This is a genomic window from Alteromonas marina (genome assembly GCF_000808575.1).
GTDB classification, from domain to species: domain Bacteria; phylum Pseudomonadota; class Gammaproteobacteria; order Enterobacterales; family Alteromonadaceae; genus Alteromonas; species Alteromonas marina_A.
Window position 1 is genome coordinate 83,280 of the sequence record NZ_JWLW01000017.1, and the last position, 18,927, is coordinate 102,206.

An 18,927-nucleotide genomic window follows, 5' to 3' on the forward strand; every position below is an offset into this window, starting at 1 on the left:
TTATACGTCCTTAACTTCATACGGAATGCGAAGTCTAACTCGCACACCAGAAGGCTGATTGTGTTCTATAGAGAATGCAAAATTACGATGATAAAGGGATTGCAATCGTTCTTTTATATTGGCTAAACCGACGCCATTTTCACGGCTCAGTGTGCCGTCTTTGATATCTGCGCCTGGTCCGTTGTCCGCAACATCCATGAGTAGATCATTGCCAAACGTACGTGCTGTTATCGAAATGCGACCACCGTTTTCCATTTTAGATATGGCGTGCTTTATAGAGTTTTCAATAATGGGCTGCAGAATCATGCTTGGCACTAACGCACTTTCACAGCCTTCATCAATGTCCCATAGCACTTCTAGGCGATCGTCAAACCGCACTTTTTCTATCTCTAAATAGAGTCGCAATGCTTTTATTTCCTGCCCCAGAGGCACTCGCTTTATCGGGTCGTTGTCTAATGAGTAACGAAGAAAGTCACTTAAGCGCGACACCATGGCTTCTGCTGTATCATTCTCTTTCAGTAGAATAAGGGTTGAAATAGCATTCAGTGTATTGAAGAGAAAATGTGGATTGAGCTGATAGCGCAGCATCTTAATATGCGCTTGGTGCGCCATGGTGCTCGCTTTTAATGCGTTCTGCTTTTCTTTTTGAAGCATCTGGAAGTTTTTGATGCCAAAGTACACACCACTCCAACAACCTACCATGATTAACGAGTTAATAGTGTTGGTAAAATACATATACCATTCATCTGGGCGATATCCGTGCTTGTAGATTTCCCAGTAGTTGATGTTTTTTACCACTGCCCATAGCAAAGCAATTAAGTAGGACGACACAATCACTATAATGATCATGTTGAGCGGTGATTGCTTTCTTGCCCATCGATAGATGTAGCGAAGCGGAATGGTTAGCAACCAGCCTGCATAGGCATTAAGCATGATGATAAAAACCCAAATAGGTCTTACATCATGAAGAAAAGAACCGATGTAATAAATTATTGCGAACCCTGCCCAGCCTGCACTGTGCAATGTCCAAAATAAACGTTCATTACTTTCTATTACACGCTGAAAGCGACTCACAATATTACCAATTTAAAAACTTATAAGAAGATTATACGCAAGCATTGCCACGACCCAAGCGTCTTGGTCGTGCCCCTTATGCTTCTTGTCGCAGGGCAAAATCTTGAAATTAGACATGTTTTGGCTATGTTAATTCGCTGATTAAGCTCAGTAACTGATATTCATTCTTTTCAGCCAGTGCACCCACCACCAGGCTGGGCCAACCAGCAAGAAGCGCAAATCGTCAAAAAACGAAGGCTTTTTACCCTCGATATGATGGCCAATAAACTGTAGCCCCCACATAACGACAAACAAGACGAGAGAAAATAACCAAACTGATATATTAAAATACGCTAACGTATTTACTGCGCCAAAACACAAAATCGTTAAGAGGGTCATTGCTGCCCCTATCGGGCCAGACAACATAAAATAATAATACAATACGGGAACCGCTATGATGTGCGCCCACGTTATATCGAACTGCGCTATCACATCAGGTACCGGCAAGCTCCACAGTAAGCCTACTGTTACGAAATAGATGCTAGGTACGGCAATAGCATGAATGATAACGTTAGTCTTGTTTTGGTGGCTTTCACCGTACTGCATTAAAAGTCGCTCAATACTTCTCATGTAGATCCCCTTAGCCTTTTATTTTGATTATTATCTAAAGAGCACCCAACTATTGTTTTCCTATGTTAACAATGTGTGTCGGGACAACAGCTTTTTTATCCATTTTTCTTCACAGGTAAAGGCGAGCCCATAATAAACTACATCATTATCAAGTTTGTGATTTTTGACTTTTGCAGAAAGCGCTACTTCTTTACCGTCCAGCGAATAGTTTAGCTTAACTTCAGCTTCATCGATCATTACCGGCCAATTTGGTTTGATCTGGAGTGCAACTTTGCAACCTTTTTCGCTGAGGTCGATGATAATACCAGTAACATTCTCGTCATCTGGATAGACATCGGCTTCGAGGGTTACAGAAATGCCCAATTGGGCGCGTTTTACAGCACGCAAGCCGATACTTTCTATACGTTTAGGAAACGTTGTAATAAGTAAGCCAGACGGCTTAGAAAGCAATTTGAGTACTTTTACTTTAAACGCAATAACTTGCCCAGTATCACCTTCAAGTACAGAGCGAACTACAACCTCGTTTCCGACAGTGAGAGCATCCCTTACCGTTATCCATTTTGCGGAAGTCGGAATATGAAAAAGCAAACATTCATCAATAAGCATGCCGATGTAATCGGTTTTCACTCGCTTGGGCGCTGCAGGCATAGCAATTTGTAAATCTACCGTATCGCCAGGTACTAGCGTGCGCAGTGATTCCAAATTATCTTCGCTAAGTACGTTGCTTTGTATTTTTTCAGCCATTTGTATTTGTTATTGCTGGATTTAATGTCATTTAACTCAATGTACGCATCAAACAAAAACTTATCAATACTACGATTGAAAACCATATTCAATAAACGTAAAAATTGCCTCTTAGTAGCAGGCAATCTATTGGGATTAATTCAATAGGTTGATATAGTTGAGGGATAGTTTTGCTTATCTTTTCGGACATTTATGACCTCTGCTCTTCGCTATACGTTAACTATTTCCAATTGGCGTGCCCATCAATTTACTGTCGCGCTGCAAATACCTGAGCATTCTGGCTCATCAATTGAGCTTAGCCTTCCAAGCTGGATCCCGGGAAGCTACATGGTGCGCGATTTTGCAAAAAGCATTATCGAGCTAACTGCAACCACTTCTGAAGGTCATATTACTGAAAATGTTGGCGATATAAGCGTTTATAGCCTTTCGGTAACTAAGCTCGATAAACAAACTTGGCGTGTAGACACAGATGGAAAACCATGTACGGTCGTTTACTCGGTTTATGCCAACGACTTATCTATTCGCTCTGCTTTTATGAACGACCAATATGCGTTTATAAATGGAACCAGTGCGTTTCTAAACGTTTCCGGCTTCGAGAATGTGCCGTGTGAGGTGGACATTGAGCTTAACGACAGCGATTCTGTAACCTCGAATTGGAAGGCTTATACGTCAATGCCTTCTCGTTGTGAAAGCACAAGCCCGTCTCGGTGGCACTTCGTTGAAAAAAATTACGATGAGCTCATTGATCATCCAATTTATGTGGGCATTGCAGACACTCACAGCTTTGAGGTTGACGGCATTACGTTTACGTTACTTTTCTCAGGTAACAACAGTATTGATTATGAGCGCATAGCAAATGACTTAACGCCAATTTGCAAGCACCACCTAGATTTGTTTGGTGCTCCACAACCTATTAATAACTACCTGTTTATGACGCTACTTGCCGACAATGGGTTCGGCGGTTTAGAGCATAAGTATTCTACTGCCCTTCTTTACCCTCGCTTCGACCTTCCTCAAGTTGGTGAAAGTGAGAAAAAAACCGACAGCTACGTCACATTCTTAAGTCTGTGCAGCCATGAATTTTTCCACACATGGCATGTTAAGCGCATTAAACCTAGCGTAATGGTGAAACCAGACTTATCTCAGGAAACGTACACGAATCAGCTGTGGATTTATGAAGGCTTTACCAGTTTCTATGATGACGTCACACTTGCTAGAGCCGGCGTTATTGAACCACAGAAATACCTCGATATTGTTGCGCAAAATGTCAGTCGACTTTTGCAAAACGCTGGTCGCTTTAAACAAAGTGCAGCAGAAAGTAGCTTCGACGCATGGACAAAGTTTTATAAGCAAGACGCTAGCGCTACTAACAATATTGTCAGTTATTACACCAAGGGAGGCATTATAGCCCTTGGATTAGATTTACTCCTTCGCAAACAGTCAAACAACAAAGTTAATTTAGATACCTTGATACAGTTATTGTGGAAACACTATGGAGTGGATGAAAAAGGTACGCCTGATGACGTGATCCAAAATCTATGTACAACGCATTTTGGCATTGATGTTTCAGAATACTTAAATCGCGTGGTGTATGGCACAGACGATGTAGAATTGGCTTCGTTAGTATCTGAAATGGGCGTTAACTATGCGGTTCGTGCTCGCGTGTCAGGTGAAGATAAAGGCGGTGCCTCCTCGCTGCCTGCTATTAAAAATCAGCTTGGCGCCACGTTAAAGCCAGCTACCTTCGGACTTACGGTAATGCAGGTATTTGAGGGTCTTGCCGCAATGAAGGCAGGTGTTCTTTTAAACGATGTCATCATTGGGTTAGACGGTCATATCGTCAATGCCCAGAAGCTTCAGCGCCTATTAGATAATGCCCAAACTTCGCAGGTGGAGTTAACGCTTATTCGAGACGGGCGGCTTCTAACGCTGCCTCTTGAGGTAACTGAGGCAAGAAAAGAAATGGCTTATTTTGAAATCACTGATGAAGAAAAGCTTAATCAGTGGCTGGGGAAATAACTTGGCCCTGAAGCATAAAAACTAAAAAGTAGTGTAAATACTATAAGTTAATGTAAAAACTAAAAAGGCGCTTTGAGAATTTATCTGAAAGCGCTTTTTTCTTTATGACTGTTAAAGCTAGACCAAATTAATGGTTACTGTTCGGGCGACCCGGAAATAATAGTCTGTGGGTCTAAACGAGTGTTGCCCAAATTAATACGCCAATCCAGATGCGGCCCTGTAGAGCGCCCTGTTGAACCTATCGTCCCAATCTGCTCGCCTTGCTTCACGGTTTCACCCACTTCTACCGTTATAGTGTCCATATGAAGAAACGTTGAAAACACGCGCATGCCGTGGTCGAGAATCAAGGTGTTACCCGAATAATAGAGATCGTCAGCCATTGTTACCACACCATCAACAGGTGCATACACAGGCGTGCCCGTTTCATTGGCGATGTCCAAACCATAATGCGGCCATTTCGGCACGCCATTTAGAATACGCTGACTACCGTACACACCAGAAATCACGCCTTTAGCAGGCCATTCAAACCGGGTGAATAATGCATCTAAATCAGTATTACCGCTTCGCGCGTTAGCTACGTTGATATTGTCTTGCTTAATACGCGCCGTCACTTCTGCTGGCGGCGTAACCATTTTTTGCTCTAGCCCGTCAATTCGCTGAATGTTGTATTCGCGTTTTTCAAGAGTAATGTCTCGCTGCCACTTTTGGCCGTTGTCTAATTTTACAACCAACGTTTGCTGCAGTGGCGCTTCCCGTTCAAAGCCAACAACAAATTTTCCGTCTTTGTTGGTTTGAACGGTTTCGCCATTAAGCGTTACTTTGGCCCCAGCGGGAGCTTGCCCGCGCAGTAAGGCACCTTGCGTAAACTTACCGTTCAGCACAACGTCTATTTGCTCTTGATTAGAAAGTCTAATGGCTTGTTCATTTAATTCTATAGCCGCAGAAACAAATGATATTGAAGCAACTGCACTAAGCACTACCACGCAATTTAATATAGAAGATATTTGATTGCGTAATGTGTCTTTTGAAAGCGTGAATGGCATAGCTATTTCCTTTCCCTATAACGAGCAATATCGAATATTAACCCTTTACTGTGGCGCCTTTACCTACGCCCTCATAAGCAATAACTTGGCAAACGCCATTAGGTGTGCGTTTCTTCTGCTCTTCAAGCAGATACTGCGCCAAACACTCGACTGTTGAGTCGGTTTCGATGACTTCACAATCTGACTTAGGAATTAATAGTTCAAAATAGCCCTGTGAGGACTCGTAAGCAAAACAGTAGTAATCCGCTTCATTTGGAACTTGACCTTTAAGCTTTCTGTCGCTGTACGCTATTTCGTCTTCACGGGTGGCTATATAGATGTCGGCCCAACGATCAGCCCAATACTGCTGACTTTCAACACACACTTTGCCGTCTAGGATAATATCAATGCGCGAACGGTGACCGTGCGCTATACGCTGACAATTACCGTCGTGCTTTTTAAGCCCGTGGGTATAGTGATAATACGGAGAATTAATGACTTCCTCACGTAAATGCAGCGTAATGTTTTCAACGTTTTCTGGAAGATGAGTCGCCAATACTTCTTTTAAGTAAACGCCAACAGATTCCATGTTTATCTCATCAGAATAAACAAATGCATAAGCTTCAGCGGGGCAATGTAGCATGATGCTACGCCCATCAATGCAGGTAAAACGCGCTTCTACCTGTTCAGAATCGTCGTCGTGAATAACCTCTGAACCGCTGTATTCAGCCGGCACCAGCAACTTGTGGTCAACATATTCGTCGATTAGTCGCTTTAAGTTCTTTTTCACGTGACCAAAGTCTTGAACCATGCTCTCTTCGTTGAGCTCACCGTCCAAAATCACATCGACAATCCAGCTTTCCCCTACCATGCCGCGTTTTGGGCAAAGGTAAGAGAAGTCCATCACTGTCAAATCATTTACAAATAATTGCATAACACCCTTGAATCGAGTTTATATTCTACTAACTAGTATACGTTTTTTATCTTTGCTTCGCAGCGACTAGTCCATTGAAGATTGGCGATTAAGCTGATCTTTTAAATTAGGTGGAATTCCACGGATTGTTAGCGTATCCGTAGCTGGGTCGTAAAATACCCGTTCGCCCATTAATTTGCGTTCGAAGCTAAGCGATATACCGCCGCCCTGACCGGTAAATTTAGCAAGTTGTTTCAGCGCTGCAGGGTCTGGCTGAATTTCTTTTTCAAGCGGTACTTCCATAGACTGCGTGAACGCAGAAAAGTTACTGCTAGTTTCTTCATTTTGTGGAAGTCGGTTAGCCAGTTCATCTACCGATAAACTCTCGCCCGCATCAATCTTTTCTTTAAAGTACGATTTAACTTCTTCTCTATGCTGGTGCTGCTCTTGCGGGTCTAGTGACTCACTGGCTAGGTAGGCATCAACTGTAGAAATCAATTGTTTATTTTGCTGTTTAACATCAACCAGCTCTTCGCAGCCTACAAACTGCATAAAGAAGTCTGATACCTTACGTCCCATTCTACCTTTAATAAAACTAACGTATCGCTGCTGTTCTGGCTGAATATCCAACTGCGTTAAATCGAACCGCACAGCTAGCTGCATTTTTGCTAAATCCAAGTGTTCACGCGCGGAAAGATCTAAAGAGTTTGTCACTTCAACGTGCGAACGGGTATTTAACAATGCAATCATCAAATACTGTGTGGCTAAATACTCATATTGGCAGAAAATAAGAAAACCGGTTTCAACCGTACCTGTTTCTGCCAAAGTGCGAACTAAGCGATTGGTCGCTGATACCGAAAACGCATGGAATGCATCTTCAACGTTATCACCCGCCGCTTTTTGAATATCCATGTATTGCTTTAGGCCTTCCGCGAACTCTGCTACGTTCTCGGTGCTTTTTTGCGTAGTCGCTTCGCCTTCTTCGTTTTCTACTTTTGCTTCACGGGTAACTTCCGTCACAAAGTGGCCAACCCCTTTTCCAGGTTTAGCGTTGAAACTGTGATTTATTTGATGGGCAAGAAGCTCGATTTCCGGAGTAACAGCTAAGCAGTTGTCACGTGGAATTGCTTCAATTTTCTCTTCTTTGTTTACAATCAAACGATGTACAACAAAGTGATGAATCAGTGCACTCATAGAGTATCGGGTGTCCTGTTGCTTAAAAAGTGTCAGAAATATCCAAAGAATTGCGGGATTTTAGAATGAATGATTGTACTCACTCAAACAACGATTATAATCATTTTACGTGTAAAACCATTCTTTTTATCAAAGAAATCATAAAAAAGAGGCGTAGCAATGCCCCAACAGAGCCGCTATAGCAACGACGAATTCGAAACGCTAATGAATAACGTTATTTTAACCCTTGAAGAAGGCGGTGCAAACCGTGATCTTTCACTTATGGTGTTAGGAAATGTCATTACGCACATTTTAAATACGCAGGTAGCCCCTGAAAATCGCGAAGCCATGGCAACCCAGTTTGCCGATGTATTGAAAAAAAGCGTTAAAAATAGCTAAGGGATTGCATGATACTTGCCGAATCACCTCGTCGCCAGCGTGTTACTAAACTGGTAAATTGGGGGCATTGGTTTGCCTTGGCGAACATAATCATCGCCATAGTTATTGCCTCGATTTTTGTTTTCTCATCACCTATGCCTGGCACAGGTGTCGGCACCTTGTATCTTCTCGCCAACTGGTTTGGTCATATTGGTTTTATGACCTTTTTTGGCTTTGTTATTTTTATACTCCCTCTTTGTTACTTGGTTAATAACCCCAGAGTCATAAAGGTCAGCGCGTCTATTATTGCAGCTGTGGGGCTAGCGCTCTTGGCTTTCGATGCGTTGCTATTTAACCGTACAGGCTTCCATATTAGCTTTCACGCCGCGGATTTACTGCGCAGTGAAGCTCAGTCAACAATGGCGATAGAAAGCTGGCAACAGTGGGCATTTTTATTTCTTCTGTTTATCGTTTGGCTTGGCTTCCAGCTGGTCTTAGCCAATGCAATCTGGAAACGTGTTGAACGCTTCACTCGTCATAAAGTAGGCATTCCTGTCACTACATTTTTTGTAAGTTGTTTCGTAACAAGTCACGCTATTCATGTGTGGGCTGATGCCAAGCTGTATCAACCTATCATTAAGCAGGACAACATGTTTCCGCTTTCTTACCCTGCTACCGCTAAGACTACAATGTCACGTTATGGCTTGCTTGACTTAGCGGCTTATGAAGAGCGAAAGCAACTACAGTTTAATACCGACATCCACAATATTACTTACCCTGCTGAGCCGGTTTATTGCTCAATAGAGACAGATAAAAACCTAACCGTAATTGTGCAAGTTGACGGTGACAGCGCCACCGATTTGAGCAACGTAAAAGGTAAAGCACTTATTCAAATCCCTAACTACTATTCTACGGCAAGTAGTACTGAAGGACTGATGATTTCAACCTTGTTTGGTGTGCCAGAGATTTATCAGGATGCATTGTCTAAGAAACGTCCAGTGCTGCTTGCCCTTCCACTGGGGTCAGGTATGCCAGTATCTATTCATAGCGATGTAGCGTTGCCGCTTCCACAATTGTCTGGCTATTTACAGCCCCTTAGTAACAACCATGAAGGGCTGCACATAGCATTTATGAAAGGCGCAGACATAAAAAGCTACGTGGAAAATACACTAGATAGAAAACACGACGTTATTATTGCGACTGGGTTTGGTAGCGAAGACGGTAAAGGGATGTTATACAGTACACTGAATATTAAAGCTAAGCTGGCTAGTACTGAAGATTTGGCACCAACGATTTTAAACGCATTAGGCTGTAATGCACCGTCTACATTCTATTCAACCGGACAAAACTTATTAGCACCAGCACGACCTTGGTTAGTCAGTACGTCGGGCGAACGTATTGTGGTATTCCACGAAAATAAACGCACTGACGTTCTGAGTAACGGTAGCTATGAAATAAGTGATTTAGCCACAGGGAAACGGAGTAAAGAGTCGTTAAATATCGACTTGCTGAGCCAGGCTATAAAGCACTTGTCTCGCTTTTCCACCCAGAACTAGTTTTTCTCTAATGCAGTGATAGCCAATGCTATCGCTGCTATCTATTTCCCGTATTCCCTTAGGTAACAACCGCTTAGAGGGTTACACGTAACCACTCACTAATATTTCAGACAGCCTCTTGACCTGAGATACACGGTGAGATGAGCTAATAGTAGTCAGCTGTTCAGCAGTAATGCGATTATCTGACAAAAAATAGCTCTTCGTTAACCCAGCGGCATTCGCAGCTTCGATGTCCCGCCAACTGTCGCCAATTAACACACTATTTGCTAAGTCTATATTTAGGTCTCTTGCGGCCTGGTTTAACATGCCAGGTAATGGTTTTCTGCATTTGCAGGCTATAGCATATTCGGCAACACTACCTTGCTCGTGATGTGGGCAGAAATATACAGGAATGTTTACAATATTGCGGGCGGAAAATTCTTTCTGGACCTGCTCCATTAAACCATGAAAGTCTTTTTCGCTGTAATATCCACGCGCTATTCCACTTTGGTTAGTAACAATAACCGGTAAAAAACCATTATTTTGGAATGTATGAATAATATCAAAGATACCCTCCACAAATTCAAAATCTTCATAGCTACCTACATAGCCGTGGTCAACATTAATTACGCCATCTCGGTCTAAAAACAACGCTTTTTGTTTGTTATCGACCATCGTCTTTCCTTGCCTGCTCTCCCTTACTTTGACCTTTTAACACTTTTTTATTTGTATCTTTTTTCCATAGTTGGATATGAAAGTCTGCGGTTACGCTATCTAGCGATGCGACGATAGTATCTATCTTGCCTTGTGGGAGCTTCCAGTAAAAAGGCGTCATCTTTATTAGCGCGAGAGCGTGGTCAGCGTCAGCAAACTTAATCGGAAATGAAAAGCATTCATTGTGAATGCGAGTAAAGCCTTCCCGGGGGGCATCACTAATTTGATGGTGCCTCGCATTGTCGTAAACCTGCTGCTTTAATTCAAATAAATGATTCGGCGCAGGGTCAACCGTAATAAGTATCCCTTGTTCTTTCAAAACTCTTACATACTCTTCATTACTGCCCGGCGCAAATACTTGCATTACTACGTTTTGCGTCTCGTTCTGAAGAGGTAATTCAAAGCTGCTTGCCACAACAAACTGAGCGTACCTAAACGCTTTAGCAGCCAAATCAACAGCAATTTTAGCTATGTCGCTGCCGGCACCTTTTACTGAAAAGCCATTACGTGAAAGCCCTTGAATCATCGCATCTAAATAGCTTCCTTCACCACAACCCGCGTCGTAAACAGAAACAGTTTGTTTGGTAGCGTTACCTGCAACATTATTCGCAGTACCAGTTTTAGTGAGGAAGTGTTCCACCAGCAAATGCATTTTGTCTTTCAATGGTTTGTAGGCGTTTAATTGATGAAACTCTCGTCTGGCTTTCACCATGTCTTTATCGTCACCGGGAAGTTTAGACTTTTTGAACTGAACAGGTAACAAGTTAACGTAGCCAGATTTTGCAATATCGAAGCTGTGATTATTGTTACAGCGTATAGGCGTAGAGTTTAACGAGATTGATGATTTACAAAGTGGGCAATGCCACATGATAACGTCTTTTCTGTTAAGAATTTGATATACAGGATATCAAAATCGATGCCTTAACGGCAATAATAGAGCACAAGTAGGCTTAAGACACACAGCGTACTTGTGCTAATTAGTTGCGCTGGGCAGGCTTTCGATTACGGAACTGCCTGCAATTATCATTTTACTACGCTCTTTAAAAAGTGAAGCTTTTACAACGCTGCTAACGGGTGGCTTTGTGCAGACCAAGGAGAACTAAAGAAGTGTTCGATCACGTCTTCAGGCACATCCTCAACCGTTTTGTACTTCCATTTAGGCGACATATCTTTGTCAATTAACAAAGCTCGTACACCCTCTTGAAACTCTCCGCTCTCACCGCAGCGACAAGACATATTTGCTTCCATTCGAAAGCAATCTGCCAGGGTCATTTCTGCTCCTTTTTGACATTGTTCATACACTAAATGCATAGTTATAGGAGACCCTTTAGCCAGGGTACTCTGTGCGCGTGAAAGCCATTTGTCTTCTTTCATGTCGGCACGCAAAATCGCATTCACTACTCCACTCACACTATCTGCGGCGCATAGGCTATTGATAAGTGGCATGTTTGGTTCTACATTGCTGCTAGGTGACAAATCTGGCTTTTTCAAGCTATCGATAATTGTCGTTACAGACCCTGCTAAGCTTTCGCTATCAGTTTCATTCCATGGATATTCGAGCAGAGAATTTAACAAATTACTTTTCTCTGAACTCGCGACTAACGCATCAGCGAGCCCAACGTAACGGGCATCGGTACCGTTCATCTGCCCACCTGTTAAGCCAAGAAACAAGCCAGATTTTCCTGGTAAGCGAGGCAGAAAATAGCTGCCCCCTACGTCGGGATATAAACCTATTGTGATTTCGGGCATAGCTAACCGCGAAGTTTCGGTCACTACGCGGTGACTTGCGCCGCAAAGAAGCCCCATTCCACCGCCCATCACAATGCCGCTACCCCAAACAACAACAGGCTTACTGTAGTTATGAATGGTGTAATCTAACGTGTACTCGGTTTTAAAAAATGTTTCTAAAAATTGTGGTATTTGCCCGTTAGCTTCCACCATCGATTTGTACATAGAAACAATGTCACCACCCGCACAAAAGGCTTTTTCGCCCGCTGCATCAATCACAACAGCCACAATATCTTTGCGAGACTGCCATTGCTGAAGTGCGTCTAGCATAATGCCAGCCATTTCAAGATCTAAAGCATTTAGCGCTTTAGGCTTGTTAAGCGTCAAACGGCCTATTGTGTAGTGATCGCTAGACGTTTTTAGCTCTTCAACAATGACTACTGGTTCCACGTCTGTCATTTCCACTCCTTTTTACAATCCTTAAAATCATGTCTGGTGATGTTATTTCCGAGATGTACTACAGTACACTTCTCTCGTCTGACAACAAACGTCTGCCGATAATAACGCGCATAATTTCATTGGTACCTTCCAAAATTTGATGTACGCGAACATCTCTGAAATGGCGCTCTAGCGGATACTCCTTAATATAACCATAGCCCCCGTGAAGCTGAAGAGCATCGTTACAAACGTTAAAGCCCACATCGGTAGCAAACCTTTTCGCCATAGCGCAGTAAGTGGTTTTGTCAGGGTCGTTATTATCTAGTTTACAAGCCGCCATGCGTACCATTTGTCTTGCCGCAACAAGTTCTGTCGCCATATCAGCTAGTTTGAACTGCAAAGCCTGGAAACCTGCGATAGGTTTACCAAACTGTTCACGCTCATTCATGTAGTCTCGCGTAACATTAAGCGCCTGCTGTGCAGTACCGACCGAACAGGTTGCAATATTAATTCGACCGCCATCAAGCCCCTGCATAGCCATTTTAAAGCCTTGCCCTTCTTCGCCGAGTAACCAGCTTGCATCTAACTTCACGTTATCAAACGTGATCATGCGAGTGGGCTGGGCATTCCAACCCATTTTTTCTTCTGCTTTACCGTATTCGATGCCTTCTGCATTAGCAGGTACTGCAAACGCTGAAACACCTTTAGGACCATCTTCACCAGTACGGGCCATAACGACTAAAACATCAGTGCTTCCCGCACCTGATATAAATACTTTTGATCCGTTTAGTACGTATCCGCCGTCAACTTTCATCGCTTTTGTTTTTAGCGATGCAGCATCTGAACCCGCGCCAGGTTCCGTTAAACAATAAGATGCCAACTTATCGCCTGTCACCAGCTGTTCACACCATGTGTTTTTTACATCGTCACTACCCCAAGTAGCAATCATCCACGTGGCCATATTATGAATGGTTAGCATGGCGGTGGTTGTGGTACATCCCATTGACAGCTGCTCAAAGATAATTGAAGAATCGAGCCTTGACAGCCCAAGGCCACCGGCACTCTCTGGCGCATACAACCCACAAAAGCCTAATTCTCCCGCTCTTTTTATCGCCTCTACAGGGAAATAGTGTTCTCTGTCCCACATCGCTGCATTGGGCGCTAGTTCCTGTTGGGCGAACTGTCGGGCAGTATCTTCAAAGGCGAGCTGGTCATCGGTTAATTCAAAGTTCATTACACATACCTTCAATTACGTTGCTTTTTAATAACAATAACCAACACCTACCCCTTACGTAAACGTAAAGGTAAATATTTATTTAAAATTAGTGAATACTAGCGTAAATATTTTGTGACGAGATGGTACTTTTGGCCTTTAATGCGAGAAATAACTGATAAAAGTTATCCTATTTAATAATGCACTTTTATGCTGCCGCTGATAAGCTACACTGACGCAAGTTAACCCTTATTGGTCGCCGTGGAATTCAGAATAGCCATAGTAGAAGACAATGCCACTGCTCGAACTGCGCTTCGAGGACACTTAATGTCTATCGCTAATTTATCTGTCAGCAGCTTCGCTTCGGGAGTGGAGCTTAAAGCGGCACTAAAAAAGCAAAATTTTGAGCTGCTGTTAATGGATTATCACCTTGGTCAAGGCAAGACTGGCGTCGAGTGGGTGCAAAATTTAAGAGAAGCGGGCTTTATTAGGCCAAGTACGGGCATCATATTTCTTACTTCAGACCGCTCACCGCAAATAATCGGTCGGATCATGGATCTTCAACCTGACGTTTTGCTCATCAAACCCTACACTATCGCCTCTTTAACTCGCCAAATTAATCACTATTTAAGCTACCGTGACTTTGTCAAAAACGTTTTGCATTCCCTAGACAATAAGCAGGTAGAGCGTGCTATTGGCGTAATAAGGGCGAAAATTTCAGAGGGTATTCCTCCTCGCCTAGTTGCAGATATTCGCAAGCTTTATGCTCGGCTTCTATACGAGAGTGGTGACCTTCAAAGAGCCCTTAGCATTTATGAAGATGTGTTAACTCGGTCAGATAAAGTACTCTGGGCGCAATGGGGTAAAGTTAAGTGTCAATATGCCTCTGGCCAATGGCCGCATTGCAAGCGTCACTTAAGTCAGATGGTAAACTCTAGCTTAGCGCGTGATAAAGCATTTGAATGGCTTGCTTCTATATCTTTTGAGCAAGATTCTTACGACCAGGTAGAAAAATACTTAAATGAAATTAAGTTTAGTGAATTAAGCCTACCCGCAGCCAAGCTAAAAACAATCGCTTATCAAAAACAAGACAAGGTCGTTGAGGCTATCGATCTTCTGCAAAAAAAGCGAGCTATGCATCGCAGTGCTAAAGACAGCTTCAATGACTTTACCTTTGAATTGGCTGAGTTCTACTTGTTTCTGGCAGAGGAGTCGCCTGAAACCAATAGAAAAGAAAGTTTATCCCAGGCAAGAAAGCTAGTAGGTATTGCAGGTAGAAGTCAGGGCGACCCACAAACATTACAAAAGCGAGACTACCTATTGGCGTTTTCAGCCGTGTTAGATGGAGAGCTTGAAAAAGCTGAGCATCTGCTTGAGGGCGAACACATTGATAATTACCTTCGCACCGAGCCCTCGATTCTGGTTATCGCTGCAAAAGTACACCATGGACTTGGCGATGAGCGTAAAGCGGGTGAACTGTTATTAATGGCTAAACAGAAGAATGCCGAACTGCAAGCGATATCCGAGCAAGTGATGAATGATGCCCTTATTTTTACAGGCGGAGAACGATTAGGCTTAAATCATGAGCAGGCTGTTTCTATCAATGAGACAGGCACTCAGCTTTTCATCGAAGGCTTATTTACTAAGGCTATGAAGCATTTCTATGATGCATTCCAGCTTTCACCTGAAACCGCAGCTTTTGGATTAAACCTGCTCCAATGCATGATTGAAGCAGACGCAGGCGTTTACCGTAAGTTTAGTATCAAACACCTACTCGACAAAATAACCAGCTTACCGTTAAACGACACAAACAAGGCGCGTTTAGCGCAGCTCACCTTATCCGCGCAAGAACAAGCACTTTAGCATCTCTAAACTGCTTGCTCTTGGCGAAGCTATTTTTGCACAAACGTGTCTACTTTAAGCGAGTGAGCAAGCTTGAGGTATCCCAACGACCGCCACCCAGTTTTTGAACGTCCGCATAGTATTGGTCGACCAGTGCAGTTAACGCTAAAGTCGAGCCATTTTTTCGGGCTTCATCAAGTGCGATGTTCAAATCTTTACGCATCCAATCGACCGCAAAACCAAAATCAAAGCTATTGTTTAACATCGTACTGGCTCTGTTTTCCATTTGCCACGATTGCGCTGCACCCTTACTGATAACGTCAACTACCGCATTGCAATCAAGTCCAGCACGTTGACCAAAATGCAGCGCTTCGGCCAAGCCCTGTACGATACCGGCAATACAAATCTGATTCATCATTTTCGCCAATTGTCCGCTGCCGCTTTTACCGAGTAACTGGCTATGTCGCGCGTAATTCGACATTACTGGCTCTACAGTGCTATATACCGCTTCATCGCCACCTATCATAATGGTTAACTGGCCATTCTCTGCCCCTGCCTGACCTCCTGAAACAGGGGCATCTAAAAAGCCAATCTGTTTATTCTTGCAAGTTTCATATAGCTCTCTGGCGATATCAGCAGACGCGGTAGTATGATCAACTAACACACTGCCAGCTTTCATTACAGCTAATGCTTGAGTGCCAACATCTCTCACATCGTAATCGTTACCCACACACATAAAAACAATGTCAGCGTTTTCACACGCCTTATCAACGCTGTCGCTTGCGCTGACGGTAGCGCCATCTGTGTCATAAATCGATAGCCATTGCTGTGCTTTTTGGGAAGTTCGATTATAAACAGTGACTGCATATCCGGCTTTGCTTAAGTGCCCAGCCATGGGGAAGCCCATCACACCCAAGCCCAAAAAACTCACTTTTAAATTACTCATACAAAATATACTCTAGATACGAAACAAAGATGTTTGGATTACCTAAGAGTAACAGACTTAACGACAACAAAAATATAGGAAAATAATTTTGGCACTCTATGAACACCCAATTACGTTAAACAATGGTGAACAGACTACTCTAGAACAATATAAAGGAAAGGTATTGCTTATCGTTAATACGGCAAGCAAATGCGGCTTTACTCCACAATACGAAGGGCTAGAGACACTATACAAAAAATTTCGCGATAAAGGCTTTGAGATTCTAGGATTCCCTTGTGATCAATTCGGCCATCAAGAACCGGGTAGCGACGAGGATATCGCTCAGTTTTGTAGCCTCAATTTTGGTGTTTCGTTCCCTCTATTTAAGAAAACGAATGTCAATGGTCCAGATGCCAATCCGCTGTTTGAGGAGTTAAAGCACGCAGCTCCAGGCCTTCTTGGTACTAAGCGTATAAAGTGGAATTTCACAAAGTTCTTAGTGACTGACCAGGGTAAGGTGCTTAAACGCTATGCCCCAACAGTAAAACCAGAAGCCATTGAAAAAGATATTGTAAAGCTACTCCCAAAGTAATAATTCGTTGGCCGGAATATCAAAATCAAACTGAGAAACAGCAATAAAAGCGCTCAGTGAACGCATTGTGCGCTCTGCTTGATTTATTGATCTACATCTATGCTGTTGGGAAATGGACGTGGTAAATTTTAGCGGTCAACGTGAAAAAATTGGGTACTAAAATGAAAATGCTTAAACATGAAAAAGTACACGCAAACCAAAGCGACCAACAGCAAAAACATATCGCCTTTTTTAGTACCCGTCCTTATGAAAGGGCTCTTTATTCCGAGCTACTGGAAACAGTGAGCGTTGACAATGACAAACCTATAAAGGTTGTGTTTTTTGAACATCCTCTCAATGCGTCAACTGCCGCTAGCTGCAATGGATACAGTGATGTTGTTGTATTTGTAAATGATGACATCAATGCCGCCACTATAAACGCACTGAAGCGCTGCGGGGTTAAACATATTGCGCTTCGGTGCGCAGGCTTTAATAATGTTGATGTGAAGGCTGCAAAAAAAGCCGGTATCAAGGTAAGCCGTGTTCCCGCCTATAGCCCTGAAACGGTAGCAGAGCACACTCTCGCTCTTATTCTCACGTTAAACCGTAAAACGCACAAAGCTTATAATCGTGTTCGCGAGGGAAATTTTGATCTTGGCGGGTTAATGGGCTTCACGCTTCACGGTAAAACCGTAGGGGTAATTGGCACAGGAAAAATTGGACAAGCGGTTATTCGCATACTCTTGGGGTTCGGGTGTCGTGTGCTTTGCTTCGATCCGCAGCCTGATAATGATGTAACTGCAAGTGGAGCGCATTATGTGACGCTTAACGAATTGCTCGAAAAGAGCGTCATTGTCACCCTACACTGCCCGCTAAACGAAAAGAGTCATCATATAATTAACGCAGAGAGCATTGATAAAATGCCCCAAGGCGTAATGCTTATTAATACGTCTCGAGGCGGGCTTGTCGATGATAACGCTATCATCAAAGGGCTTAAGTCGAAGAAAATTGGATATTTAGGGCTAGACGTTTATGAAAGAGAGTCCGAACTTTTCTTTCATGACCATTCGCAGGAAATTATTCAGGATGATATTTTTCAGCGCTTAACAACCTTCCCTAACGTTTTAATAACGGGACACCAAGGGTTCTTTACACTCGAAGCGCTGCACGAAATTGCCGCCACTACGCTCAACAACATCATCACAGGGGCGAATACGCTCTAAATTGCCATGATAACGGATAAAACAAAGTGCATTTATGCTGGTCTACGCTAATCGGTTTCTTTTTCTAAAATCAGTTGAAAGTACTTTCCAAGCCAAAGGTATGGTGCTCGCTTGTGATACTGGCGCTCCAACGCTAGTAAGTCATCAAACTTACTACTTTGATGGGTTATGTCGCGCATGTAATCATGGAAACAGCGAATGCCTGCTTTCTCGATAACCTTAAAGCCCAATGACTCACAATGTTCAACCACACGCATTGCACTTAAGGGTTGCTTCGGATTTAGTCTCACTTGCTTTTTTGCTTTCATCCCTTTTTCGATGTAATCGAAATTGCCGTAAATTGCATTAGCAAACAAATTCGCATCTTGGTTGAAGAAGCTCAGGCTTAAACGGGCGCCGGGTTTCATGCTTTTATACATAAAGTCGATAGCATCGAAAGGCGCATCTAGCCATTCCAATACCGCATGACAAATCACCAAATCAAAACTGTTCAAATCTTCAATCTGTTGCAAATATTGATGCCTGATTGTAATAGTGGGCGCATCTGCTAGAAGCACCTCAGCTTGCTTCAGAACATCCTTAGACGCGTCAGTTAGCACCACAGAATGTCCTTTTGAAGCTATGTGCGCAGTCATGACCCCCGTGCCTCCACCTATTTCGATTACGCGGACCGGCTTTGTCAAATAAGGTTCAAGGACATCGCATAACAAGGTGTGCCTGAGCTGCCCCTTCGTCGTGCCATAGATGTTATTAGAAAACTTTTCAGCAATACCATCGAAAATACGGTCTTTGTTCATATACCACTG

General features: G+C 43.1%; 18 protein-coding genes. 6 read left to right on the forward strand and 12 right to left on the reverse strand.

Annotation, left to right across the window (positions count from 1 at the left end):
• The 3 genes from RJ41_RS10545 to RJ41_RS10555 form a co-directional block, all read right to left on the reverse strand.
• Positions 1-1,074 carry a sensor histidine kinase gene (locus tag RJ41_RS10545; protein ID WP_039220310.1) on the reverse strand — a complete coding sequence of 358 codons (1,074 nt, stop codon included), beginning with the start codon at positions 1,072-1,074 and terminating at the stop codon, positions 1-3.
• A 147-nt stretch (positions 1,075-1,221) separates the two neighbouring features.
• Positions 1,222-1,683 carry an Mpo1 family 2-hydroxy fatty acid dioxygenase gene (locus tag RJ41_RS10550; protein WP_039220312.1) on the reverse strand — a complete coding sequence of 154 codons (462 nt, stop codon included), beginning with the start codon at positions 1,681-1,683 and terminating at the stop codon, positions 1,222-1,224.
• Positions 1,684-1,743: 60 nt separating this feature from the next.
• Complete coding sequence (locus RJ41_RS10555; RefSeq protein ID WP_039220318.1) at positions 1,744-2,427, reverse strand: PilZ domain-containing protein; 684 nt, start codon at positions 2,425-2,427, stop codon at positions 1,744-1,746.
• 192 nt (positions 2,428-2,619) lie between these two features.
• Between RJ41_RS10555 and RJ41_RS10560 the strand changes: the two genes are divergently transcribed.
• A complete protein-coding gene (locus RJ41_RS10560) occupies positions 2,620-4,446 on the forward strand; it encodes a M61 family metallopeptidase (RefSeq protein WP_039220321.1) in 1,827 nt (608 codons plus the stop codon).
• A 134-nt stretch (positions 4,447-4,580) separates the two neighbouring features.
• On the opposite strand, the gene RJ41_RS10565 is transcribed toward RJ41_RS10560, so the two are convergent.
• The 3 genes from RJ41_RS10565 to yejK form a co-directional block, all read right to left on the reverse strand.
• Positions 4,581-5,489 (reverse strand): M23 family metallopeptidase, encoded by a 909-nt coding sequence (locus RJ41_RS10565; RefSeq protein ID WP_039220324.1) that lies wholly within the window; start codon positions 5,487-5,489, stop codon positions 4,581-4,583.
• Between the two features lie 37 nt (positions 5,490-5,526).
• Positions 5,527-6,402: a 6-carboxytetrahydropterin synthase gene (locus tag RJ41_RS10570; RefSeq protein WP_039220326.1), complete on the reverse strand. Its 876-nt coding sequence runs from the start codon at positions 6,400-6,402 to the stop codon at positions 5,527-5,529.
• Between the two features lie 66 nt (positions 6,403-6,468).
• Complete coding sequence (gene yejK, locus RJ41_RS10575) at positions 6,469-7,575, reverse strand: nucleoid-associated protein YejK (RefSeq protein WP_039220336.1); 1,107 nt, start codon at positions 7,573-7,575, stop codon at positions 6,469-6,471.
• 159 nt (positions 7,576-7,734) lie between these two features.
• Between yejK and RJ41_RS10580 the strand changes: the two genes are divergently transcribed.
• Both RJ41_RS10580 and RJ41_RS10585 read left to right on the forward strand, forming a co-directional pair.
• Positions 7,735-7,953: a YejL family protein gene (locus RJ41_RS10580; protein WP_014949499.1), complete on the forward strand. Its 219-nt coding sequence runs from the start codon at positions 7,735-7,737 to the stop codon at positions 7,951-7,953.
• An 8-nt stretch (positions 7,954-7,961) separates the two neighbouring features.
• The gene (locus RJ41_RS10585; protein WP_039220340.1) at positions 7,962-9,488 is read left to right on the forward strand and encodes a DUF3413 domain-containing protein; all 1,527 of its coding nucleotides are present in this window, start codon (positions 7,962-7,964) and stop codon (positions 9,486-9,488) included.
• 81 nt (positions 9,489-9,569) lie between these two features.
• On the opposite strand, the gene RJ41_RS10590 is transcribed toward RJ41_RS10585, so the two are convergent.
• From RJ41_RS10590 to RJ41_RS10605, 4 genes are all read right to left on the reverse strand, one after another.
• A complete protein-coding gene (locus RJ41_RS10590) occupies positions 9,570-10,142 on the reverse strand; it encodes a D-glycero-alpha-D-manno-heptose-1,7-bisphosphate 7-phosphatase (protein WP_052235450.1) in 573 nt (190 codons plus the stop codon).
• Positions 10,132-11,049, reverse strand: a complete 918-nt coding sequence (locus RJ41_RS10595) for a putative RNA methyltransferase (protein ID WP_052235451.1) — start codon at positions 11,047-11,049, stop codon at positions 10,132-10,134. Before RJ41_RS10595 ends, RJ41_RS10590 begins: the two co-directional genes overlap by 11 nt.
• Before the next feature lie 188 nt (positions 11,050-11,237).
• A complete protein-coding gene (locus tag RJ41_RS10600) occupies positions 11,238-12,368 on the reverse strand; it encodes an enoyl-CoA hydratase/isomerase family protein (protein WP_039220348.1) in 1,131 nt (376 codons plus the stop codon).
• A gap of 58 nt (positions 12,369-12,426) precedes the next feature.
• Positions 12,427-13,581: an acyl-CoA dehydrogenase family protein gene (locus RJ41_RS10605; RefSeq protein ID WP_039220350.1), complete on the reverse strand. Its 1,155-nt coding sequence runs from the start codon at positions 13,579-13,581 to the stop codon at positions 12,427-12,429.
• Between the two features lie 258 nt (positions 13,582-13,839).
• On the opposite strand from RJ41_RS10605, the gene RJ41_RS10610 reads away from it, so the two are divergent.
• Complete coding sequence (locus RJ41_RS10610) at positions 13,840-15,423, forward strand: response regulator (RefSeq protein WP_084081854.1); 1,584 nt, start codon at positions 13,840-13,842, stop codon at positions 15,421-15,423.
• A 49-nt stretch (positions 15,424-15,472) separates the two neighbouring features.
• Here RJ41_RS10610 and RJ41_RS10615 read toward each other — a convergent pair whose 3' ends face one another.
• On the reverse strand, positions 15,473-16,348 hold the full coding sequence (locus RJ41_RS10615) for an NAD(P)-dependent oxidoreductase (RefSeq protein WP_039220355.1): 876 nt from the start codon (positions 16,346-16,348) through the stop codon (positions 15,473-15,475).
• 88 nt (positions 16,349-16,436) lie between these two features.
• Here RJ41_RS10615 and RJ41_RS10620 point away from each other — a divergent pair, with 88 nt between their 5' ends.
• Entirely contained in the window at positions 16,437-16,919 is a 483-nt protein-coding gene (locus RJ41_RS10620; RefSeq protein ID WP_039220358.1) for a glutathione peroxidase, read from the forward strand.
• Positions 16,920-17,086: 167 nt separating this feature from the next.
• Positions 17,087-18,121, forward strand: coding sequence for a 2-hydroxyacid dehydrogenase (locus tag RJ41_RS10625; RefSeq protein WP_420805505.1), 1,035 nt, complete (start codon positions 17,087-17,089; stop codon positions 18,119-18,121).
• Positions 18,122-18,168: 47 nt separating this feature from the next.
• On the opposite strand, the gene RJ41_RS10630 is transcribed toward RJ41_RS10625, so the two are convergent.
• On the reverse strand, positions 18,169-18,918 hold the full coding sequence (locus RJ41_RS10630; protein ID WP_039220359.1) for a methyltransferase: 750 nt from the start codon (positions 18,916-18,918) through the stop codon (positions 18,169-18,171).
• Positions 18,919-18,927: the final 9 nt, after the last annotated feature.